General features: G+C 74.2%; 15 protein-coding genes. 3 read left to right on the top strand and 12 right to left on the bottom strand.

The window, feature by feature from the left end; all coding sequences use genetic code 11:
* Positions 1-153: 153 nt before the first annotated feature.
* The 5 genes from QP089_RS47975 to infC all read right to left on the bottom strand — a co-directional run bounded on the left by QP089_RS47975 (position 154) and on the right by infC (position 3,409).
* A complete protein-coding gene (locus QP089_RS47975) occupies positions 154-702 on the bottom strand; it encodes an STAS domain-containing protein (protein WP_285921299.1) in 549 nt (182 codons plus the stop codon).
* Between the two features lie 297 nt (positions 703-999).
* The gene (locus QP089_RS47970) at positions 1,000-1,815 is read right to left on the bottom strand and encodes a TrmH family RNA methyltransferase (RefSeq protein ID WP_285921298.1); all 816 of its coding nucleotides are present in this window, start codon (positions 1,813-1,815) and stop codon (positions 1,000-1,002) included.
* 34 nt (positions 1,816-1,849) lie between these two features.
* Positions 1,850-2,218: a 50S ribosomal protein L20 gene (gene rplT / locus QP089_RS47965; protein ID WP_285921297.1), complete on the bottom strand. Its 369-nt coding sequence runs from the start codon at positions 2,216-2,218 to the stop codon at positions 1,850-1,852.
* A 69-nt stretch (positions 2,219-2,287) separates the two neighbouring features.
* Positions 2,288-2,482: a 50S ribosomal protein L35 gene (gene rpmI, locus QP089_RS47960; RefSeq protein ID WP_067468638.1), complete on the bottom strand. Its 195-nt coding sequence runs from the start codon at positions 2,480-2,482 to the stop codon at positions 2,288-2,290.
* Positions 2,483-2,848: 366 nt separating this feature from the next.
* A complete protein-coding gene (gene infC, locus QP089_RS47955) occupies positions 2,849-3,409 on the bottom strand; it encodes a translation initiation factor IF-3 (protein WP_285921315.1) in 561 nt (186 codons plus the stop codon).
* 609 nt (positions 3,410-4,018) lie between these two features.
* Between infC and QP089_RS47950 the strand changes: the two genes are divergently transcribed.
* Together QP089_RS47950 and QP089_RS47945 are read left to right on the top strand one after the other, a co-directional pair.
* Complete coding sequence (locus QP089_RS47950) at positions 4,019-4,516, top strand: NUDIX domain-containing protein (RefSeq protein WP_285921296.1); 498 nt, start codon at positions 4,019-4,021, stop codon at positions 4,514-4,516.
* Between the two features lie 8 nt (positions 4,517-4,524).
* Positions 4,525-5,490, top strand: a complete 966-nt coding sequence (locus QP089_RS47945) for a PfkB family carbohydrate kinase (RefSeq protein ID WP_285921295.1) — start codon at positions 4,525-4,527, stop codon at positions 5,488-5,490.
* Here the strand turns inward: QP089_RS47945 and QP089_RS47940 are convergent.
* A complete protein-coding gene (locus tag QP089_RS47940; RefSeq protein WP_285921294.1) occupies positions 5,466-6,308 on the bottom strand; it encodes an HIT family protein in 843 nt (280 codons plus the stop codon). The genes QP089_RS47945 and QP089_RS47940 overlap by 25 nt on opposite strands.
* 59 nt (positions 6,309-6,367) lie before the next feature.
* Between QP089_RS47940 and QP089_RS47935 the strand changes: the two genes are divergently transcribed.
* Positions 6,368-7,744 (top strand): prenyltransferase/squalene oxidase repeat-containing protein, encoded by a 1,377-nt coding sequence (locus tag QP089_RS47935; protein WP_285921293.1) that lies wholly within the window; start codon positions 6,368-6,370, stop codon positions 7,742-7,744.
* 26 nt (positions 7,745-7,770) lie between these two features.
* On the opposite strand, the gene QP089_RS47930 is transcribed toward QP089_RS47935, so the two are convergent.
* The 6 genes from QP089_RS47930 to QP089_RS47905 all read right to left on the bottom strand — a co-directional run bounded on the left by QP089_RS47930 (position 7,771) and on the right by QP089_RS47905 (position 13,766).
* Positions 7,771-8,604: a shikimate dehydrogenase gene (locus tag QP089_RS47930; protein ID WP_285921314.1), complete on the bottom strand. Its 834-nt coding sequence runs from the start codon at positions 8,602-8,604 to the stop codon at positions 7,771-7,773.
* A 98-nt stretch (positions 8,605-8,702) separates the two neighbouring features.
* Positions 8,703-9,872 carry an endolytic transglycosylase MltG gene (gene mltG, locus QP089_RS47925; protein ID WP_285921292.1) on the bottom strand — a complete coding sequence of 390 codons (1,170 nt, stop codon included), beginning with the start codon at positions 9,870-9,872 and terminating at the stop codon, positions 8,703-8,705.
* Positions 9,869-10,327 (bottom strand): Holliday junction resolvase RuvX, encoded by a 459-nt coding sequence (gene ruvX / locus QP089_RS47920; protein WP_208249525.1) that lies wholly within the window; start codon positions 10,325-10,327, stop codon positions 9,869-9,871. Before ruvX ends, mltG begins: the two co-directional genes overlap by 4 nt.
* A 30-nt stretch (positions 10,328-10,357) precedes the next feature.
* Positions 10,358-13,027 (bottom strand): alanine--tRNA ligase, encoded by a 2,670-nt coding sequence (alaS, locus tag QP089_RS47915; protein ID WP_285921291.1) that lies wholly within the window; start codon positions 13,025-13,027, stop codon positions 10,358-10,360.
* 2 nt (positions 13,028-13,029) lie between these two features.
* Positions 13,030-13,350, bottom strand: a complete 321-nt coding sequence (locus tag QP089_RS47910) for a hypothetical protein (protein WP_285921290.1) — start codon at positions 13,348-13,350, stop codon at positions 13,030-13,032.
* Positions 13,347-13,766, bottom strand: coding sequence for a DUF948 domain-containing protein (locus QP089_RS47905; RefSeq protein WP_285921289.1), 420 nt, complete (start codon positions 13,764-13,766; stop codon positions 13,347-13,349). Before QP089_RS47905 ends, QP089_RS47910 begins: the two co-directional genes overlap by 4 nt.
* Between the last annotated feature and the right edge of the window lie 131 nt (positions 13,767-13,897).

The following is a 13,897-nucleotide window of genomic DNA, read 5'->3' as shown; positions in this document are numbered from 1 at the left end:
GCGCGGCCTGTCGAGAAGAGACTCTATCCGCAGTCGGGGCCCTTGCGGGACCCGGAGAACGCCTCGCGGCAAGGCATTTGTAGCCGCCGGGAAGGCCCCGGGCGGGGCCGTGCCCGCAGACGCTCCGGCCGGGCGCGGCCGGCCGGAGCGGCGTCAGCGGGAGCCGGTCGGCGAGCCGGCGAGCGCGCCCGCGACGTCGGAGTGCAGCACGAACAGCCGGTGCAGCCCGGTGATGCGCAGCAGCCGCAGCTGGGCCGGCCGCACCCCGGCCAGCACGATCTCGCCGCCGGAGCCGGAGATCTCGTTGTGCGCGCCGACGAGCGCGCCGAGGCCGGCCGCGTCGCAGAACGGGACCGCGGCGAAGTCGAGCACCAGCCGCCGCGCCCCCGCGGCGTGCGCCTTGACCAGCCCGGTGCGCAGCGCGTCCGCGGTGTGCAGGTCGATCTCGCCGGTCACCGTGACGACGGCGGTGCCGGGCCGCGGCTCGGCGACCTCGATCACCAGGTCGGCCACGCGGGCCGGTGTCCACGCGCCGGTCGCGTCGGGCGGCGCCGCGCCCTGGGGGCCGGCGTCGGGGAGGGCCCCGGCGGGCGCGGCCGGCGCCGCGGAGCCGCGGGGCGCGGCCTGCGCGGCGCCCGTCCGGCACCGGACCTCTGGTGCCCGCCGGCCCGGCCGCCTCGCCGGCCTGGTCTCCTCGGTCATCACGTTCGCCCCCACTCTGCGCGGCACCGTCGCCGCCCTGGTCAACGCCCCTGGTCAACACCGTAGGCAGCGGACCGGAGGGATGAGATCCACCGCCGGACCGGTATCCCGCTCCTACCTGGGAATGAGTCCCCCGTGCCGGCGGGCCCCCTGCCCCTCCGTCCACGGGAAGACCATCTTCGCAGCTCACAAGCCCCGAAACGGTCGCGAAGGCGACCGCTTGCGGCCAACCGGCCACGGAACGCATCGAACCGCCGCGGCCTCTCGTACGTGCCCCCGCGAGGTCGGTGCGCGGGGTCAGTCCCGGCGCTGCGCCCGCGCCGAGGCATACAGGCATACGGCCGCGGCCGTCGCCAGGTTCAGGCTCTCGGCCCGGCCGTAGATCGGCACCCGGACCACCTCGTCCACGTGCCGGAGGATCTCCTCGGGCAGCCCCCACGCCTCGTTGCCGAACACCCAGGCGGTGGGCCGCGCCAGCACCCCCTGGTCGATGGCGTCGTCCAGGGTGCGGTCGCCCGCGCCGTCGGCGGCCAGCACCGTGAGCCCCGCCCGCTTCAGCTCGGGGATCAGCGTGTCGAAGCGCGGGCCGACCACGACCGGCAGGTGGAACAGGCTGCCCGCCGAGGCGCGCACGCACTTGCCGTTGTAGGGGTCGACGGACGCGTCGGTGAACACGACCGTCTCCGATCCCGCAGCGTCGGCGGTGCGCAGGACCGTCCCGGCGTTGCCGGGGTCGCGGACGTGCGCGAGGACCGTCACCAGCCGGGGGCCGGCCTCCAGCGCGCCGGCCAGCGGGACGTCCACGAACCCGCAGACCGCCAGCAGGCCCTGCGGCGTGACGGTCTGCGCCAGCTCCGCCATGATCTCGCCGCTGACCCGCAGCACCGGCACCCCGGCGCGCTCGGCGGCGCCCACCAGCTCGGGATGGCGGCTCTCGGCCTCGGCCGTGGTGAACAGCTCGGCCAGCCCGCCGGGGATCTCCAGCGCCTCCCGCACCGCCTGCGGCCCCTCGGCGAGGAACCGCCCCTCACGGCGCCGGAAGGCGCGTTTGGCGAGCCGCCGAGCGGCCTTCACCCGCGGTGATCGGATAGAGGTCAGCTCGCGGCCCGCCATGTCGCCGTACCCGCCCGTCGCCAGGTCGCCCGGCTCAGGCGGCCTCCGCCGGGAGCGCGTCCTTGGCCACCTTGACCAGGGCGGCGAACGCGGGGGCGTCGTTCACGGCGAGCTCGGCCAGCATGCGCCGGTCGACCTCGATCTCGGCGGCCTTCAGGCCCTGGATGAACCGGTTGTAGGTGATGCCGTTGGCGCGGGCCGCAGCGTTGATCCGCTGGATCCAGAGGCGGCGGAACTGGCCCTTGCGGTCCTTGCGGTCCCGGAACGCGTAGGTCATCGAGTGGAGCTGCTGCTCCTTGGCCTTGCGGTACAGCCGCGAACGCTGGCCGCGGTAGCCGCTCGACCGCTCCAGAACGACCCGACGCTTCTTGGCGGCGTTGACCGCCCGCTTCACGCGTGCCACGTGCTGAACTCCTTCGTGGGGGCCGGAGCCGTCCTGGCGCCGGCCGGTCGTCGTTGTTGCCGGTCGGTGCTACTTGCGCAGCAGCTTCTTGATGTTCTTGGCGTCGGCGTCGGCCACCACGGCCGGGCCGGACAGGCGGCGCGTCCGCTTGGTGGGCTTGTGCTCGAGCAGGTGGTTCTTGTTGGCGCGGCGGCGCATCACCTTGCCGGAGCCGGTCAGCTTGAAGCGCTTCTTGGCACCGCTGTGGGTCTTCGTCTTCGGCATGGTCGCCGTCGTCTCCCTCGTTGCCGGGCCCCCGTGCGGCGGCACGGGGGCGCACCTGATCGGCGCGTCGCACACGGACGCGTGCGGCGCGCCGGGTCAGGCTTCAATGTACGTGCGTGGCGTCCTCGCGAAAGCCGCGAGGCCGCCGGCGGACCCGCCGCCGGAGCGGGGGCCCGGCGGCCCTTGCGGGCCGCGGGCGTTGCGGCCGGACCGGCGTCGGGGCCGGTCCGGCACCACCGCCGAGCGGCGGGTACCGCGCCCGGTGCGCTCCGCTCCGCGGCGGGCGGCACCGTGCCGGGCGCCGCGGCCGGGTGTCCGCGACCGGGCGCCGTGGCCGCCTTCGCGCTCGCGCGGTCGGGCGGTCGGTCAGGCCGGGCCGGCGGCGGCGTCCTGCTCGCGGCTCGCCGCGCGCTGCTCGGCCTTGGCCTCCGCCTTCTTCTTGTGCGGACCGAGCACCATGATCATGTTGCGGCCGTCCTGCTTGGGCCGCGACTCGACGAAGCCGAGGTCCTCGACGTCGTCGGCCAGCCGCTGCAGCAGCCGGAAACCGAGCTCGGGACGGGACTGCTCACGACCACGGAACATGATCGTGACCTTCACCTTGTCCCCCGCCTTCAGGAACCGCACCACGTGACCCTTCTTGGTCTCGTAGTCGTGCGGGTCGATCTTCGGGCGGAGCTTGATCTCCTTGATGATCGTGTGCGCCTGGTTCTTCCGCGCCTCACGCGCCTTCATCGCGGACTCGTACTTGAACTTGCCGTAGTCCATGAGCTTGGCGACGGGCGGGCGCGCGGTGGGCGCCACCTCGACCAGGTCGAGGTCCGACTCACGCGCGAGTTCAAGGGCCTTGGCGATGGGCACGATGCCCACCTGTTCGCCGTTCGGGCCGACGAGCCGGACCTCGGGCACGCGAATGCGGTCGTTGATACGCGGTTCGGCGCTGATGGGACCTCCTTGGGGCCGTTCTCAAGTTCTGGGACCGGTCGTACCCCGAGGCTCTCACGCGAAAAGCCCCGCACGACTCACGTGCGGGGCCACCTTCGGTCTCCCCGTACGGCGGAACCGCCCGGGGACGACGGCGGAACGAGCGCGCCGCCCGTTCGCCGGACCGATACCCACCGGCCTCGCGGCCGGTCAGGTGGGAGGTGGCCTCCGCTTGAGCGCCCGGCGCGCACAACCTCTCGGTCACGCGCACAGGGCCGGTCGGCCACTAAGACTACCACCTGTTCAGCCCGCTCGCGCCGCACGGATCCGCGCCCGAACCTCCGAGTACGCCGACCGGTACAACCCGCCCGTCGAGCGCCGCATTCCCGACTGCCACCGCCCGGCCGGCGAGGTCCGGCCACGAGGGTCGCAAACGTGCTTGCGACCCGCTCCGTCGCACGCGTACCGGTCGCGGATCGCCGTCCGGCCGTGGATTCGCGCGTGAAAGTGACGGTCTTCTGGCCCGGCAGGTGCCTCGGCGGCGGGCGGACGCCTTGTTACGGTGATGCCAGGACGGCCCGGTGGGGCCGGTGCCAGAGAGGTATTCACGCGATGCCCTCAGTAGAGACCGGTCCGGCCGGCTTCCTCACCGCCTCGTCCCCGGTCCGCCTGCAGTTCGCGCAGAAGGCGTTCATCATGGCGGCCGGCCGGCTGCTGCTGGTGCGCAAGGCGGCGTCCGACCCGTTCCACCCCGGCCGCTGGGAGGTCCCCGGCGGGCGGCTGGAGGTCGAGGACGACCTGGACCTCGACGACCACATCCGCCGGGAGGTCTGGGAGGAGGTCGGCCTCAAGGTCGATCCCGGCCCGCCGTTCCACCTCTGGCAGTGGTTCATGGCCGACCGGTCCGCGGCCGCGCCCGGCGGGCTGATCCGGGTGGTGGCGGCGGCGCGCCGCTGCCGTCCGCTGACGTTCGACGTGGACGTCGGCAACCGGGACGAGAGCGACCACCTGGACGGCTGCGCGTGGGTGCCGCTGCACGAGGTGTGCGCCTACGAGCTGATCCCGAGCCTGCGTCCGGTGATGCGGGCGTTCCTCCGGCTTCCCTGCTGACCGGCCGGATGGGCGCGGGTGCGGGCGCGGGCGGCGGCGGGGCCGTCCCCTCCCCCGTGCGGTGGCCCGGCCTCGACGGGACGGGCCGGCGCCGGTTCTCCCTGGTGGTCATCGGCGACGTGCGGATCGAGGTGCGGGCCGCGCTGGACGACGTGCGTTTCGGCGAGCTGACCGCCGACCGGCTCTGCTACGCGCCGGCGCGGGCCCTGGTCGCGGGGACGGCGGTGAACCTGGCCCGGTGCGCGGTCGCCCATTTCCGCCGGGTGAGCGTGCTGGCGAAGGTGGGCGACGACGACTTCACCCCGGTGATCCGGCGGGAGCTGCGCAGGATCGGCGCCCGGGACCGGCTGCGGGTCGAGCCGGGCACGGCGAACGGGGTGACGGTGATGGTCCGCGACCGGCCGGCCGACGGCGGGCCGGGCGTGCGCCTGCTGGTGGCGGAGCAGGACGCGCCGGGCCGCCGGCTCACCGAGTCCGAGGTCCGCTCGGCCACGGCCGGGATCCGCCGGGCGGACGCACTGTTCCTGGACGGGTACTCGCTGCTGTCGCCGGTGTCGCGGGCGGCGCTGCACGCGGCGGCGCGGACGGCACGCGCGGCCGGCACCCTGGTGGCGTTCGACCTCGTCCCGCACGACATCGACGCGCGGCTTCCGGCGGCGGAGGTGCTGCCGCTGCTGTCGGCCGCCGACCTGGTGATCGCCGAGGTGCCGACGTTGGCGCGGCTGCTCGGGCGGCCGGTGCCGGTGGGGCCGGGCGAGGTGCGGGCGCTGGCGCCCGCGCTGGATCGGGCGGTCAGCGGGCGTCCGCTGTGGCTGCTGCGGTTCGGGGCCACCCAGTTGGAGCGGGCGCTGGCCTACCGGCGCGACCATCTGCTGCTGGAGTACCCGACCGGATACCGCGACGGAGACGCGCGGACGGGGTTCGGTGACCGGCTGGCGGCGTGCGAGCTCTACTGGTGGCTGTCGTCGCGCTGATCGTCGTCCCGGCCGCCGGAGGCCGACGGGCCGTCGAGGGCGGCCTCCGCGCGGTGCAGCTCGCGCACCGTGCGCAGGAACCGCCCGCGGCTCTCGGGGAGCCCGAACGTCTCCTGCCAGCGCCAGGCCATGGCGGGCACCGCGTTGCTTGCAGTTTCCCCGTGCAGGGCGACGGTGACGGCCCAGCGCAGGAACTGGCCGCGCACTCCGTCGCCGGGATGGACGGTCGACGTCCCCTGTTCGTCAATGAGGAGGTAGGAGTGGCCCGTCCGGAAGCGCGCCCGCAGGGCCGCGTACCCGGCGGGCGTCCCCGGCAGGCCGCGTCCCTCCACCACGGTGCGGATCCCGTGGACGCCCGGGAGGAAGTGCCAGTGCGCGTGGTCGATGCACGCGCCGCCGCCCTGTGACAGCGCGGGCCCGTGCTCGAACAGCAGCAGTTCGCCGGTGCCGTAGGCCCGCCGGTAGAGGTGGGCGACGTGGTCGCGCCAGCGCAGCGCGCGATCCCACAGCGGTTCGCCGAAGTCGCCCGCGCACTGGTGGTGCCGCCGCGTGACGAGGAGGAGGTGCCCGTCGGCGAGCGGCGCGACGTCGGGCATCAGCAGGAAGTCGCGGTCCCGCGCGATGACGGACGCCTCGCCCGGCAGGTCGGCCATGGCGTTGACCCGGTACCGGAGGGGCGGGCACAGCACGCACTCGCGGCCGGGCTGCACCGATGGCTCGGCCAACGCCTCCTCCAGCACCACGGTCGCACGGACGGTCGCCTTCCAGCGTGCCCGGCGGCCCGCGCCGGCGATCTGTACGGCGACGGATACAGACATGGAACCCGTGAGGTACAAAGCATGACCTAATGGGCACATAAGGGACAGAAGGCACCATCGTGAACCAGACCCCGCCGCTCCCCGCCCAGGCCCCCCGCGCCGCCGCTCCCGCCACCGCGTCCTCCCGCGCCGTCGCCGCCCCGGTCATCGACATGGCCGTGCTGCAGACCCGGCTGAACGAGTCCCTCGACGTCCTGCGCGACACCTACGCGCCCGCGCCCGGCACCGGCGGCGGCTGGTACCACGAGCTGGCGAGCCCCGAGCCGGGCACGACCGCGACGGCGCTCGGGCTGCTGGCGTTCGTGGAGGCGGGCCGCCCGTTCGAGTACTTCGACGAGGGCCTGGCGTTCCTGGCCGAACGGCAGGTCGCGTCGGCCGACGCGCTGCGCGACGGCGGCTGGGCGACCCGCACCAGTCTCGGGATGCCGGTCGTCGAGGCGACCGGGTGGATCGCGCGGTTCCTCGCCCGCGCCCGCTGCGACCTGCGCGAGGACGCCCCGCACCTGCGGCGCGCCTACCGGTGGCTGCTGCGCAACCAGAATCCCGACGGCGGCTGGGGCTCGCTGTACGGGTCCGCGTCCCGGGTATGGCAGACGTGCCTGGCGCTGCGCGCGCTCGCCCAGCTCAACCCGTACGACCCGGCGGTGGACCGGGGAGTGGAATGGCTGACCGCAGGCCGGACGGCGCACCGGCCCGCGTGGGGACCGGTGCGGGCGGCCGCACCGACCGTCACCCACACCGCGTTCGTGCTGGTGACGCTGGCGGAGGCGCGGCCGGGCCTGCGGACCGAGCGGCTGCTGGACGCCTACGACTGGCTGCTCGCCCACCTCGATCCCGACGACGACCACACCTGGATCGAGACCTACGAGGTGTCCCCGCACGGCGCCGGGTCGCGGCCGGTGTGGCGGCTCGCCCTGTGGCACTACGGCCTGCCGATCGCGCTGACGGCGCTGCTGCGGGACCCGCGCGGCCCGCACGGCCCGACGGTCGCCCGCGCGTTCCGGACGCTGGTGCGCGGCGAGGTCGCCGATCCGCGCCGCAACGGCCAGCCCGGCGGCCGCGCGTCGCTGTGGACGCTGTGGTGGCGGCTGGAGACGCTGATCGCGCTCACCCGCGTCCCGCTCGCGGGGACCGCGGACGTCCTGCACTGGTTCCCGGACGCGACGGTCGTGCAGCGCGCCCACGCGCGGGAGCGGCCGCTGGCGGCGCTGCTGCCGCACCGCCGGCGCGCCGACCCGGTGGCGCTGGTGCGGCGGCACTGGTCGGCGCTCGTGCTCGGCTTCGTCTGCTTCACCAGCGCGTTCGGCGTCACGCTCGGCGCGTGGGGATGGCGCGACTTCTGGCTGAGCGTGATCGTGCCGATCGTGCTGGCCAGCGTGGACGAGTCGCTGAAGCGGCGGCGGACGCCGCGCGGCCCGCCCCCGGCCGCGTCCTGACCGGCCGCGTCCTGACCGGCGGCGTGCTAGCCGGCGGAGGCGGCGGCGCGGCGGGCCAGTTCGGCCTCGCCGGCCGCGCGCATCGCCGCGACCGGCACGCCGCCGCGGCCGGTCATCAGCTCGACCTGCCGGACGGCCTGGTGCAGCAGCATCGCGAAGCCGCCGACGACCGTCCCGCCGGCGCGCTCGACCGTCGCGGCGAGCGCGGTGGGCCACGGCGCGTAGACCACGTCGAACAGCGCCGCGCCGGACGCGGCGACGGGACCGGCGAAAGCGTCGGCGGCCCGTCCCGGCAGCGTCGACACCACCAGCCCGGCGGGCAGGTGGTCGCCGACCTGGTCGAGGGTGACGACCCGCACCGGCAGCCCGCAGCGCTCGCCGACCTCGGCCGCCTCCGCGGCACGGTCGGGGTTGCGCACCGCGAGGACCGCCGCGTCCAGGCCCAGTTCGGCGAGGGCGGCCAGCGCCGACGCGGCGGTGGCGCCGCCGCCCAGCACCAGGGCGGTGCCGGGCGAGCCGAGGCCCGCTTCGGTGAGCGCGGTGACGATGCCGTGCACGTCGGTGTTGTCGGCGTGCCGGCGCCCGTCGCGGAAGACGAGGGTGTTGGCGCCGCCGACCCGTTCGGCGAGGTCGGACACCGAGTCGGCGAGCTTCAGCGCGACCCGCTTGAGCGGCATGGTCAGCGACAGGCCCGCCCATTCGGGGCCGAGGCCGTCCAGCAGCGGGGCCAGGCCGTCCTCGCCGCACTCGACGGCGTCGTAGCGCCAGGTGTCCAGCCCCATCGCCGCGTACGCCGCCCGGTGCAGCACCGGCGACAGCGAATGCGCGATCGGCGACCCCAGCACGGCGGCCCGCCGCACGTCCTCCACGTTCTCCGCTCTCCTTCTCGCGTTCGGCACCGCTGCGGCAGAACGGGCCGGCGGGCGGGGACCCCGCCGCGCCGGCCGCCGTCTCCGCGTCAGCTGCCCGGGTGCTGCTTCTGCCAGGCCTCGAACTCTTGCTTGTACTTCTGGAACTCCGACGCCGTCGTGGCGAACTTGGTGATCTTGTGCGTCGGGTCGGTGGCGATGAAGTACAGCCAGGGCCCGTCCTTGGGGTTCAGCGCCGCCTCGATCGCCTCCTCGCTCGGGTTGCTGATCGGCCCGGGCGGCAGCCCCTTGTGGAGGTAGGTGTTGTAGGGCGAGTTGACCTTCAGGTCCTGGTTGGTGACCGTCAGCCTCCGCTCCTTCAACGCGTACAGCACCGTCGTGTCGAACTGCAGCGGCATGCCCTGGGCGAACCGGTTGTAGATCACCCGCGAGATCTTGGGCATGTCGCTGGGCTTGCCGGCCTCGGCCTGCAGCAGGCTCGCGAACGTCACCACCTGGCCGGGGTCGAGCTTGACGTCCTTGGCCTTGGCCTCGAGATCGGCGTCGGCGGCGGCCTTGGTGAACTGGCCGACCATGCTCTTGAGGATCTGCTGCGCCGAGCCGTTCGGGTCGAGGTCGTAGCGGCCGGGGTACAGGTACCCCTCCACCCTGCCCTTGGCGTACGACGGCAGGCCGAGCGCCCGCCCGTCCTTGGCCGCCGTCTGGAAGTCCCGCACGGGGATGCCGGTCTTCTTCGACAGCTGCTCGAAGATCTCCTGGGCGCGGCGGCCCTCGGGAATGGTGATCTGGTTGCCGGCCCGCGACTTCGGGTCCAGCAGCAGCGCCATCGCCGCCTTCGACGACATCTCCCGGCGCATCTGGTAGAAGCCCGGCTGGATGCTGGAGGCGCGGGTCTCACCGTTGTAGACCTTGACGAAGGCCCGGGTGCTCTTCACCACGTGGTGCTCCTGCAGCGTCGCCGCGATCACCGCGCCGCTCGCGCCGTCCTTCACCTGGACCGTGACCGTGCCGGAGCCCGAGCCGGAGTAGTCCGGCGGGTGCAGCCGGTTGTCCAGGATCGCGGCGCCGAACACGCCCGCGGTGCCGAACACCGCGACGATGAACGCCAGCGCGAACAGGAACGCGGCGCGGCCGCTGCGGCGGCGGCGCTTCTGCCGCTTGCGGGCGCGCCGCCGGTCCCGCCTGCTCGGCGGTTCCTGCGGCTGCTCCGCACCGTACGGATCGTCGTACGGATCGGAGAAAAGGTTCAAATCGTTCATGAGCTCCCCCGGACGATCTCGCCTGGGGGGCGCCCCGTCAACCGTTCCCCGTCCAGGGCCGCTTGAAGCAGGACCGCCGCGGCCGCCTGGTCGACGACCTTGCGGCGCGCCTGCCCCCGCACTCCCCCGGCCCGCAGGCCGCTCTCGGCCGTGACGGTGGTGAGCCGCTCGTCGTAGAGCCGCACCGCCTCCGGGGGGAGGCGGTCGGCCAGCCTCGCGGCGAACCTGCGCGCCGACTGCGCCGCCGGGCCCTCCCGGCCCGACAGCGACGTCGGCAGCCCGACGACGACCTCGATCGCCTCGTGCTCGGCGACGAGCTCCACGAGCCGGTCGATGTCGCCCCTGCCGCTCTTCACCGTCTCCAGCGGCGAGGCGAGGATGCCGCCGGGATCGCACCGGGCGACGCCCACCCGGACGCTCCCGACGTCCACGCCGAGCCGCACGCCCTGCCTCATCGCACGCCGCTCCTTACCCGCCGGCGGGGCTCACGCGGCCCCTACGGCTCGTTCGACCGCGGCGAGCGCGTCGTCGATCGCGGCGGGGTTCGCGCCGCCGCCCTGCGCGAGGTCGTCCTTGCCGCCGCCCCCGCCGCCGAGCGCCTTGGCGGCCAGGCCGACGAGCGCGCCGGCCTTCAGGCCGCGCTCGCGCGCGCCCTCGGTGACGGCGACGACCACGACGGGACGGTCCTTGGGGACGCCCGTGACCATCACGACGGCGGGCCGTGCCTTCAGCCGGCCGCGCACGTCCACGGCGAGCTTGCGCAGGTCGTCGGCGCCGGTGCCGGCGGGGGCGCGGTGCCCCGCGAACGCGATGCCGTTCACGTCCTTCGCGCCGTCGGCCAGGGACCCGGCGACGGCGAGGATCTGCTGCGAGCGCAGCTTCTCCAGCTCCTTCTCGGCCTCGCGGAGCCGGCCGACGACGCCGGAGATGCGCTCGGGCAGTTCCTCCTTGCGCGCCTTCATCTGCTCGGCGAGCTGCGCGACCAGCACGCTCTCGCGCGCCAGGAAGCGGAACGCGTCGATGCCGACGAGCGCCTCGACGCGGCGCACGCCCGCGCCGATCGACGACTCGCCCAGCACCTTCACCAGGCCGAGCTGCCCGGACCGGGCGACGTGCGTGCCGCCGCACAGCTCGCGGGAGTACTCGCCGACCTCCACGACGCGGACCTCGTCGCCGTACTTCTCGCCGAACAGGGCCAGCGCGCCCATGGCACGGGCCTCGTCGATGGAGGTGTGGAACGCCCGCACGTCCAGGTCCCCGATGAGGACCTCGTTGACCTCGTCCTCGACGTCGCGCAGCACGCTCGGCGGGACGGCGCCGGAGGCGGTGAAGTCGAACCGGAACCGGCCGGGCGAGTTCTCCGAGCCGGCCTGCGCGGCGGACTCGCCGAGCGCCCGCCGGAACCCGGCGTGCACCAGGTGGGTCGCGGTGTGCGAGCGGGAGATCGCGGCGCGCCGGGTCAGGTCGATCTCGGCGTGCGCGGAGTCGCCGGCCTGCGCCTCGCCGCTGCGGACCCGGCCGCGGTGCACGATCAGGCCGGCCAGCGGCGACTGCACGTCGTGCACGTCGATGACCGCGCCGTTGCCGAGCCGGATGACGCCCTGGTCGGCGAGCTGGCCGCCGCCCTCGGCGTAGAACGGGGTGCGGTCCAGGACGACCTCGACCTCGGCGCCCTCGCCGGCCGCGGGCGCGTTGGCGCCGTTGACCAGCAGCCCGACGAGCCGGGCGTCGCCGGTGACGTCGTGGTAGCCGATGAAGTCGACCTTGCCGCCGGCGCCGGTGAGCAGCTCGTCGAGGACCGACACGTCGAGGTTGCCGGTCTTCTTGTCGCGGGCGTCCTGCTTGGCGCGGTCCCGCTGCTCCTTCATCAGCCGGCGGAAGCCGTCCTCGTCGACCTGCAAGCCGGCCTCGGAGGCCATCTCCAGCGTCAGGTCGATCGGGAAGCCGTAGGTGTCGTGCAGCTTGAACGCCTGGTCGCCCGCCAGCGTCCTCTTCCCCGAGCGCCGGGTCTCCTCCACCGCGGTGTCGAAGATCGCGGTGCCGGTGCGCAGCGTCTGGAGGAAGGACTCCTCCTCGGCGTCGATGACCGTGTGGATGTTGGCGGCGGTGCGGACCAGCTCGGGGTACTGCTCGCCCATCGCGGCGATCGCGACGGCGGTCAGCTCGTGCATCAGCCCGGCGTCCTCGCCGCCGAGCAGCCGCAGGTTGCGGATGGAGCGGCGCAGGATGCGGCGCAGCACGTAGCCGCGGCCCTCGTTGCCGGGGCGGATGCCGTCGGCGACCATCATCGTCCCGCTGCGGACGTGGTCGGCGATGACGCGCAGCGACACGTCGGCGCGGTGGTCGCGGCCGTAGGCGGAGCCGGTCAGGTTCGCGGCGCGGTCGAGGACGCGCCACAGGGTGTCGGTCTCGTAGATGTTGTCGACGCCCTGCAGGATCGCCGCCATGCGCTCCAGGCCCATGCCGGTGTCGATGTTCTTGGCGGGCAGGTCGCCGAGGATCGGGAAGTCGGTCTTGCTGTTGCCCGGGCCCCGCTCGAACTGCATGAAGACGAGGTTCCACACCTCGAGGTAGCGGTCCTCGTCGGCGACCGGGCCGCCCTCGCGCCCGTACTCGGGGCCGCGGTCGTAGTAGATCTCCGAGCAGGGGCCGCAGGGGCCGGGGACGCCCATCGACCAGAAGTTGTCCTCCATGCCGCGCTTCTGGATGCGGTCGAGGGGGACGCCGACCTTGTTGTGCCACAGGTCGCGGGCCTCGTCGTCGTCGTGGAAGACGGTGACCCAGAGCTTGTCCTCGGGGAAGCCGAAGCCGCCGTCCTCGCGCGAGCGGGTCAGCAGCTCCCAGGCGAACGGGATCGCCTGCTCCTTGAAGTAGTCCCCGATGGAGAAGTTGCCCAGCATCTGGAAGAACGTGGCGTGCCGGGTGGTCTTGCCGACCTCGTCGATGTCGGGCGTCCGGACGCACTTCTGCGCGCTGGTCATCCGCTGCGACGGCGGGGTGCGCTGGCCGAGGAAGTACGGCTTGAACGGGACCATGCCGGCGTTCACCAGCAGCAGGGTCGGGTCCTCGGCGACCAGGCTGGCGGAGGGCACCACCGTGTGCCCGCGCTCCTCGAAGAACTTCAGGAAGCGGCGCGCCACCTCTGCCGACTCCATGATCAGTGGCCATCCTTCTCGTCGTCGATGATCGTGTAACGCGCCCGCAGCACCCGGCGGGGCCGGGGCCCCGGGGTCTCGGGCGGAGCCTGGTCCATGCGGACGGCCTCGCGCAGCTCCTCCTCGCGGGCCTGCATCTCGGTACGCACGTCCGCCGCGAAAAGCCTCATCCGCTCGCCGGCGGACTGCCCGGTCGACACCGCCCGCGCCGCGACCCCCTCGGGGGACCAGCGGCGCGCGAACCGCTCGACCCGGCGCTTGACGCGGTGCGTGGCGTAGACGCCCGCGCCCGCGCCGACCGACAGCCAGAAGAGCCGCTTCACTTGCGCCCCTTCCCCGAGGAGCGGGCCGGGAGCTGCGGACGGCCGGACGCGCCGGACCGCCCGTCCCCGTCGCGGCTGCTCAGGGCCTTGCGCACCCCGTAGGAGAAGGCGGCGGCCTTCACCAGCGGCCCGCCGACCACCGAGGTCATCACGGTGGTGACGGCCGAGACGTTCTGCGTGACGCCGGCGACCTGCTTGGTGATGACGTCGGTGCGGCCGAGCTGCTCGTTGGCCCGTTTCACCGTGGTCGTCATGTCGTCCAGCAGCGGGGCCGCCTGGTCGCCGAGGTCGCGCACGAGCTTGCTGGCCTCGCCGAGCAGCCGGGCGAGCCGCAGCAGCGTCAGCGCGACGAACGCGACGAGCACAGCCCAGAACACGGCCACGATGAGACCTGCTAGCTGTCCACCAGTGAGCATGAGGGCTTCCGTTCGCTGTGGTTGCGGCCCTGGCCGGGCATTGGCCTACCGACCTTACCGGCCCGGGCGCGGGCGTGGGCGCCGGGCGCGGGCGCCGGTCACGGCCGGGCGGCGGCGGGCGCCGGCCGCGC

The sequence above is a fragment of the Actinomadura opuntiae genome (assembly GCF_030283205.1).
Lineage (GTDB): Bacteria > Actinomycetota > Actinomycetes > Streptosporangiales > Streptosporangiaceae > Spirillospora.
Note: the sequence above shows the minus strand (reverse complement) of the source record. Positions and strands in the feature narration are given on the sequence as shown.

What these genes read in the sequence shown, in the direction of transcription:
- QP089_RS47975 (WP_285921299.1), bottom strand. Translation starts at nt 702, where the DNA reads ATGACCGAGGAGACCAGGCCGGCGAGGCGGCCGGGCCGGCGGGCACCA.
- QP089_RS47970 (WP_285921298.1), bottom strand. Translation starts at nt 1,815, where the DNA reads ATGGCGGGCCGCGAGCTGACCTCTATCCGATCACCGCGGGTGAAGGCC.
- rpmI (WP_067468638.1), bottom strand. Translation starts at nt 2,482, where the DNA reads ATGCCGAAGACGAAGACCCACAGCGGTGCCAAGAAGCGCTTCAAGCTG.
- QP089_RS47950 (WP_285921296.1), top strand. Translation starts at nt 4,019, where the DNA reads ATGCCCTCAGTAGAGACCGGTCCGGCCGGCTTCCTCACCGCCTCGTCC.
- QP089_RS47945 (WP_285921295.1), top strand. Translation starts at nt 4,525, where the DNA reads ATGGGCGCGGGTGCGGGCGCGGGCGGCGGCGGGGCCGTCCCCTCCCCC.
- QP089_RS47940 (WP_285921294.1), bottom strand. Translation starts at nt 6,308, where the DNA reads ATGTCTGTATCCGTCGCCGTACAGATCGCCGGCGCGGGCCGCCGGGCA.
- mltG (WP_285921292.1), bottom strand. Translation starts at nt 9,872, where the DNA reads ATGAACGATTTGAACCTTTTCTCCGATCCGTACGACGATCCGTACGGT.
- ruvX (WP_208249525.1), bottom strand. Translation starts at nt 10,327, where the DNA reads ATGAGGCAGGGCGTGCGGCTCGGCGTGGACGTCGGGAGCGTCCGGGTG.
- alaS (WP_285921291.1), bottom strand. Translation starts at nt 13,027, where the DNA reads ATGGAGTCGGCAGAGGTGGCGCGCCGCTTCCTGAAGTTCTTCGAGGAG.
- QP089_RS47905 (WP_285921289.1), bottom strand. Translation starts at nt 13,766, where the DNA reads ATGCTCACTGGTGGACAGCTAGCAGGTCTCATCGTGGCCGTGTTCTGG.